4 protein-coding genes are annotated in these 6,259 nt (G+C 35.6%); all 4 read left to right on the top strand.

The window, feature by feature from the left end:
• The first annotated feature begins 550 nt into the window (after positions 1-550).
• The 4 genes from ffh (at position 551) to QWY86_RS08480 (ending at position 6,054) form a co-directional block, all read left to right on the top strand.
• Positions 551-1,891 (top strand): signal recognition particle protein, encoded by a 1,341-nt coding sequence (ffh, locus tag QWY86_RS08495; RefSeq protein ID WP_290240861.1) that lies wholly within the window; start codon positions 551-553, stop codon positions 1,889-1,891.
• 318 nt (positions 1,892-2,209) lie between these two features.
• Complete coding sequence (locus QWY86_RS08490; protein ID WP_290240870.1) at positions 2,210-3,751, top strand: YifB family Mg chelatase-like AAA ATPase; 1,542 nt, start codon at positions 2,210-2,212, stop codon at positions 3,749-3,751.
• A gap of 421 nt (positions 3,752-4,172) precedes the next feature.
• Positions 4,173-4,784, top strand: a complete 612-nt coding sequence (locus QWY86_RS08485; protein ID WP_290240859.1) for a hypothetical protein — start codon at positions 4,173-4,175, stop codon at positions 4,782-4,784.
• A gap of 136 nt (positions 4,785-4,920) precedes the next feature.
• Positions 4,921-6,054 carry an MBL fold metallo-hydrolase gene (locus tag QWY86_RS08480; RefSeq protein ID WP_290240858.1) on the top strand — a complete coding sequence of 378 codons (1,134 nt, stop codon included), beginning with the start codon at positions 4,921-4,923 and terminating at the stop codon, positions 6,052-6,054.
• Positions 6,055-6,259: the final 205 nt, after the last annotated feature.

Here is a 6,259-nt window from a genome sequence, read left to right as displayed (position 1 = left end):
ATCGTAAAAAGTAAAAGAACCAAAGGAAAATATCAAACATGGACCAACTACAAAAGAGCGATATGAGCCTTAAGTTAATGACATTGCCCCAACCCCTCCTTGAAATAAGGAGGGGAGTTGGACAGTGCTACTTAAAATTTGTATGATTATTAACGGATTAGGTTAAACGTACAGCAATAAATCAAGTGCAATAATTTGCCATCGTTCTTACCTTTCCCCTCCTAATTTAAGAGGGGAAAGGGGTGATTAAATTCCCCCCCAAGAACCACCCACCGTTACTCTTAAACCCGACAGCAACGAAAATACTTTTTGTTGCAGAAATTTCAAATGTGCTGTTACGCTGTTCAAAAAAATTGAAGTGTATGGCGGGACTGTAGTCTGCCAAATGGGCTGAACAATAATTTTCAAAAATCAATGCAACTAAGCTTTTGTAATTAATTGATTTTTGACCTTGGGTTGCAAAGATTTACAATCAAAAATTGATACATTTGCCTTTTATTAAAAACCAGTAGCTTTTGCATAAAAGCAATAGCTTTTAGCTTATAAAAAGATGTTTGATAATTTACAGGACAAGCTAGACAGAGCATTTAAAGTATTAAAGGGACAAGGCAGCATTACGGAAATTAACGTGGCGGAAACCATGAAAGAGATTCGTAAAGCATTATTAGATGCCGATGTTAACTATAAAACAGCCAAAACTTTTACAGATGAGGTTAGGCAAAAAGCATTAGGACAAAACGTATTAACTGCGGTTTCTCCTGGGCAATTGCTTACAAAAATTATGAACGATGAGCTTGCTGCCTTAATGGGTGGCGAGGTTACCGAACTTGAAACAAAGGCAAACCCAACCATTATTTTAATTGCCGGTTTAAATGGTGCTGGTAAAACAACATTTGCCGGTAAGCTAGCCTTACATTTGAAAGGAAAAGGCAAAAAACCTTTATTAGTTGCTGGTGACATGTATCGCCCGGCGGCGGTAGATCAATTAGAAGTTTTAGGAACTTCTGTTGGCGTATCTGTTTATGCTAACCGCGATTCAAAAGACCCGGTTGGTATTGCTTTAGAAGGTATTGAGCATGGTAAGCAAAACGGAAATAACGTAATTATTATCGATACTGCCGGTCGTTTAGCGATTGACGAATCTTTAATGAACGAGATTTCGGAAGTTAAAGCCAAAACACAACCGCACGAAATTTTATTCGTTGTGGATTCAATGACTGGTCAGGATGCAGTAAATACTGCAAAAGTATTTAACGATAGGTTAGATTTTACTGGTGTTGTTTTAACCAAATTAGATGGTGATACCCGCGGTGGTGCTGCACTTTCAATAAAATCGGTAGTAAATAAACCAATTAAATTTATTGGTACGGGCGAAAAAATGGAAGCTTTGGATGTTTTCTATCCAGACCGTATGGCATCGCGTATTTTGGGTATGGGTGATGTGGTTTCACTTGTTGAACGTGCTCAAATGCAGTTTGATGAAAAGGAAGCAGCAGAATTACAAAAGAAAATCCGTAAGAATAAATTTGATTTTAACGATTTCTATAGCCAGATTCAGCAGATTAAGAAAATGGGTAACATGAAAGATTTGATGGGCATGATACCGGGTGTTGGCAAGATGATGAAGAATGTTGATATTCAAGATGATGCTTTCAAATCTATCGAAGCAATTATCAACTCGATGACACCGTTTGAAAAGGAAAACCCAGATGCAATTCAACAAAGCCGTAGACTGCGTATTGCAAAAGGCTCTGGTAGTAAAGTTGAGGAGGTTACTAAATTAATTAAGCAGTTTGAAGATATGCGTAAAATGATGAAGCAGTTTTCGAACCCGGCAGCCGCAGCAGCAATGATGAAAGGTATGCCTAAAATGCCAATGGGCAGAAGGTAGTTTTTGTCAAAAGCAGAAAGGCTAAAGCTTAAAGCGAATAATAGCTTAAAGTAAATATTCAATCCCAATCAGAAATGGTTGGGATTTTTTTGTTGATGTTTGGAAATGAAAAGTTTCCTTTATAGTAGAGCTTTCCCAACGCTTAATTAAAAATTTGAATAGTTTAAATTGGGATGAGTATCAAAACCAATTCGTTAGAACATAAAATTAAAAACTAAATCTTTGTGTTCTTTGTGTCTTTGCGGTTAAATGCTATCTTAGTTGTTACCAAATTATTTATCCCCGAATAATATAACATCCCATTTTTTTTACATAAAGATTAATGCTTGTAAAACATACGGGAGTGCAGTTTTTGGCGTAAATGCTTTAACAATAACAATTGAAGTAAGCATTAGCGCCGGAACTAAATATTATATGGTTGGCCTGCCAGACAATGCTGTTAAAGAAAGCTTGCAGCGGTTAGAAAGCGCCATTCATGTAGCGGGTTTTAGAATGCCGCGTCAAAAAATTGTAGTTAATCTCGCACCTGCTGATATTAGGAAAGAAGGCTCTGCTTATGATTTACCAATTGCTATTGGCATTTTAGCTGCTTCGGGGCAAATTCCTGCAGAAGATTTGGAGCACTATTTTATAATGGGTGAGCTATCGCTTGATGGCGCAATACAACCTATAAAAGGTGCATTACCAATTGCTATACAAGCGCAGCAAGATGGTTTTAAAGGATTTATTTTACCAAAGCAACATGTTCGTGAAGCTGCAATTGTTGATGGCTTAATCGCCTATGGCGTAGAAACACTTGCTCAGGTTATAGGCTTTTTTAAAAAAAGTGAGCCATTAGAGCAAGTAAAGGTAAATACAAGAGCAGAATTTCTTAAAAACATAGGTAATTATGAACATGATTTTGCTGATGTTAAAGGGCAAGAAAATATAAAACGTGCCTTGGAAATTGCCGCCGCAGGCGGACATAATGTAATTTTAATTGGTCCGCCGGGTGCTGGTAAAACCATGTTAGCGAAACGTTTGCCTACTATTTTACCGCCATTAAATTTATATGAAGCGCTGGAAACAACAAAAATTCATTCTGTGGCAGGTAAATTATCTGCAACAGATGCTTTAATGGCCGTAAGACCTTATCGTTCACCTCACCATACCATTTCAGAGGTTGCTTTGGTTGGTGGTGGAATGAATCCGGCTCCTGGAGAAATATCTTTGGCGCATAACGGCGTTTTGTTTTTGGATGAGTTGCCTGAATTTAAAAGAACCGTTTTAGAGGTGATGCGCCAACCTTTGGAGGATAGGAAAGTAGCAATTTCCAGAGCTCGATTTTCTGTAGAATACCCAGCGAGTTTTATGTTGGTTGCCTCTATGAATCCTTGCCCTTGCGGATTTTATAATCACCCAGAAAAAGAATGTGTTTGTGCTCCCGGCGTAGTTCAGAAATACCTCAGCAAAATATCAGGCCCACTTTTAGATAGGATTGATTTACATGTTGAAGTTACGCCAGTTAATTTTTCGGAATTGGCTTCATCCCGCGAAGCGGAAAAAAGCGAATTAATTAGAAATAGAGTTATAACGGCCAGAGAAGTTCAAGATCATCGCTTTGCGGATAAAAATGATTTGCATTATAACGCACAAATGAGTCCTAAAATGGTTAGAAAAGTTTGCCAAATCAGCGAAGCTGGAACAAACTTACTGAAATCGGCCATGGAGCGTTTGGGTTTATCTGCTCGTGCTTATGATAGAATTTTGAAAGTTGCCAGAACCATTGCCGATTTAGATGGAAGTGAAAATGTGGAGATGGAACATTTGGCAGAATCGATAAACTACAGGAGTTTAGATAGAGATGGCTGGGCAGGATAATGATTAATTATAAGTAAAGAATTAAAAGTTAAAGCCTCAAAATGATTGGACAATTAACGGAAAACCAGCAAGAGCAATGTTTAGTGTTATTTCCCAAATTTCAAACTTTATCCATTGGTTGGGTATTCACAGTTCGCTAACGGTTACAAAACGCTATCACCACTCTGTCGATCCGTTTCCAGATGATGGCAGAGTGTAACCTTATGGTAGCGGCGCAACCGTATTTTATAATTATCTCGATTATCAGTTTACCAACAAAGATGAAGAAAAAGTGGTTATATAAATTTGCTGTTGCTTTTACTATTTGCTTTTCGGCACATACTTTAGTTAGGCTTTTTTCAAACTTAATTGTAAATAAATTTATTTTAAACACGAGGATAGTAAACTTTCGTAATTACTTAATCACCGACTAATTAACATAATGAAAAAAATAATATTAATTGTATTCCTTTTTATATTAAAATTAGGCGCTTTCGCCCAAGAGAAATTAATTAAGGACATTGATTTTGATGGCAAAAGAGACACTGTTTACATCGACCAAAAAGCATTACAAATTGTCTGCAGATTATCCACTCAAAAGTTTAAAAAACTAAAGAGCAAGGCAATCAAAATGTCTAGCGACAATACTTACATTAAATCAACCAGAAATGGATTTGAGCTAAGAAATAATTGGATGCGAAGCGGTTATACTTGTCAATTCAAGTACGAGAAAATTGAAAAGCTTATCCGCTTAATTGGAATAACTGAGTATGCTTTTGGAAACGCTGCTAACGATGGTAGTGGCGAGGCAAGTTTCAATTTAATTACTGGCGATTACATTGGCAATTGGAATTATTACGACCATTTAGCAAATAACGAAAAAGGCGAATTGGTTAAAATACCAACTATTAAAACTAAAATGAAATTTAATAAAATCTACCTGGAAGAATTTAGTTATGAAAGCTATTTTTCACATTCAACTCAATTGGAAGGCATTGTTGAAAAGCATAAAGTTGCAGAACAAAAAAGAAGAGGTAAAGCGGGCAATAAATAATGCTGATTTTTAAACCCTTTATAAAAACTAAAGTTTAATTCAAGTATAGCAGAACAACACAATGTAAATTTTTGGAACTAGATAATTTGCATCAATAATTCCCTTACTTTGAATAAATTTTAGATACAATTTTTCAATGAAGCATAAAATCTTTAAAGTAATAAAATGGTTTTTTATCATTCTACTATCGCTAATTCTTCTATTGGTTTTGGCTACATATTTTTACATGAAAAAGCCGTTATTTGGCAAAGCAGCAGAAGGTGCAAGATTAGAGCGCATGAAAAAATCGCCAAATTTTAAAGATGGGGTTTTCCAAAATATTAATAAAACCCCCGCCGTAACTGAAGGTTATACTACAATGGGTATCATTGCCGATAAATTATTTACCAATTACCCAAGATTAACGCCTGTAGATAGCATTCCATCTAAAAAAGCAGATTTACTAAATTTACCAATTAGCGAAGATATTCTGGTTTGGTTTGGTCATTCGTCTTATTTCATTCAATTAGATGGTAAAAGAATATTGGTCGACCCTGTATTTAGTGGTAACGCCTCGCCAATCCCCGGAACGGTTGTAGCATTTAAAGGAACAGAACGATACAAAGTTGAGGATTTGCCAAATATAGATTACCTTATTATTTCTCACGATCACTACGACCATGTAGATTATGAAAGTTTAATCAAACTAAAATCTAAAACTAAAAAAGTTATTTGTGGTTTGGGTGTGGGTGCCGATTTTGAAGATTGGGGATATGATGTAAACGATATTTTAGAAAAAGACTGGAACGAAACCATCGATTTTGGTGGCGGTTTTTTTATTCATACAACACCCGCCAGACACTTTTCTGGTAGAGGTTTCAGCAGAAATAATACACTTTGGATGTCGTATGTTTTTCAAAGCCCAAGTATGAAAATTTATATCGGTGGCGATAGTGGTTACGATACGCATTATGCTAATATTGGCAAAAAATTTGGTCCGATTGATTTGGCAATTCTTGAGGATGGACAATATGATAAAAAATGGAAATACATCCACTTGATGCCAGAGCAAGGTTTAAAAGCAGCAAAAGATTTGAACGCCAAACGATTGTTTCCCGTACATTCTTCAAAATTTGTATTGGCAAATCATCCTTGGGATGAACCTTTAATGAAAATTACAGAATTAAATAAAAAAGCCAAAATTCCTTTAGTTACGCCAATAATCGGCGAATTCGTTTACCTGAAGAATGATAAACAAATTTTTAAACAATGGTGGGTTGGCGTTAAATAATGTATAATACAGCAAATGCCCTATAAAATGGTTTATGTATTTCATCCTTTAAAACATTAAAATTCTGCTTTAGTAAACACGGTTTAGAATAAAAAATTTATCAAACCTGCTTTTCATTCATTATCATTTTTTTTTATCAATACAATAAAAAGTGGATTTTAAGTGCTGTAATGGCTTAAAAATTCTATGGTGATTGTACTTTTCA

Origin of the sequence: Pedobacter aquatilis (assembly GCF_030409415.1) — a bacterium.
GTDB classification, from domain to species: domain Bacteria; phylum Bacteroidota; class Bacteroidia; order Sphingobacteriales; family Sphingobacteriaceae; genus Pedobacter; species Pedobacter aquatilis.
Note: the sequence above shows the minus strand (reverse complement) of the source record. Positions and strands in the feature narration are given on the sequence as shown.

What these genes read in the sequence shown, in the direction of transcription:
- QWY86_RS08480 (WP_290240858.1), top strand. Translation starts at nt 4,921, where the DNA reads ATGAAGCATAAAATCTTTAAAGTAATAAAATGGTTTTTTATCATTCTA.
- ffh (WP_290240861.1), top strand. Translation starts at nt 551, where the DNA reads ATGTTTGATAATTTACAGGACAAGCTAGACAGAGCATTTAAAGTATTA.
- QWY86_RS08485 (WP_290240859.1), top strand. Translation starts at nt 4,173, where the DNA reads ATGAAAAAAATAATATTAATTGTATTCCTTTTTATATTAAAATTAGGC.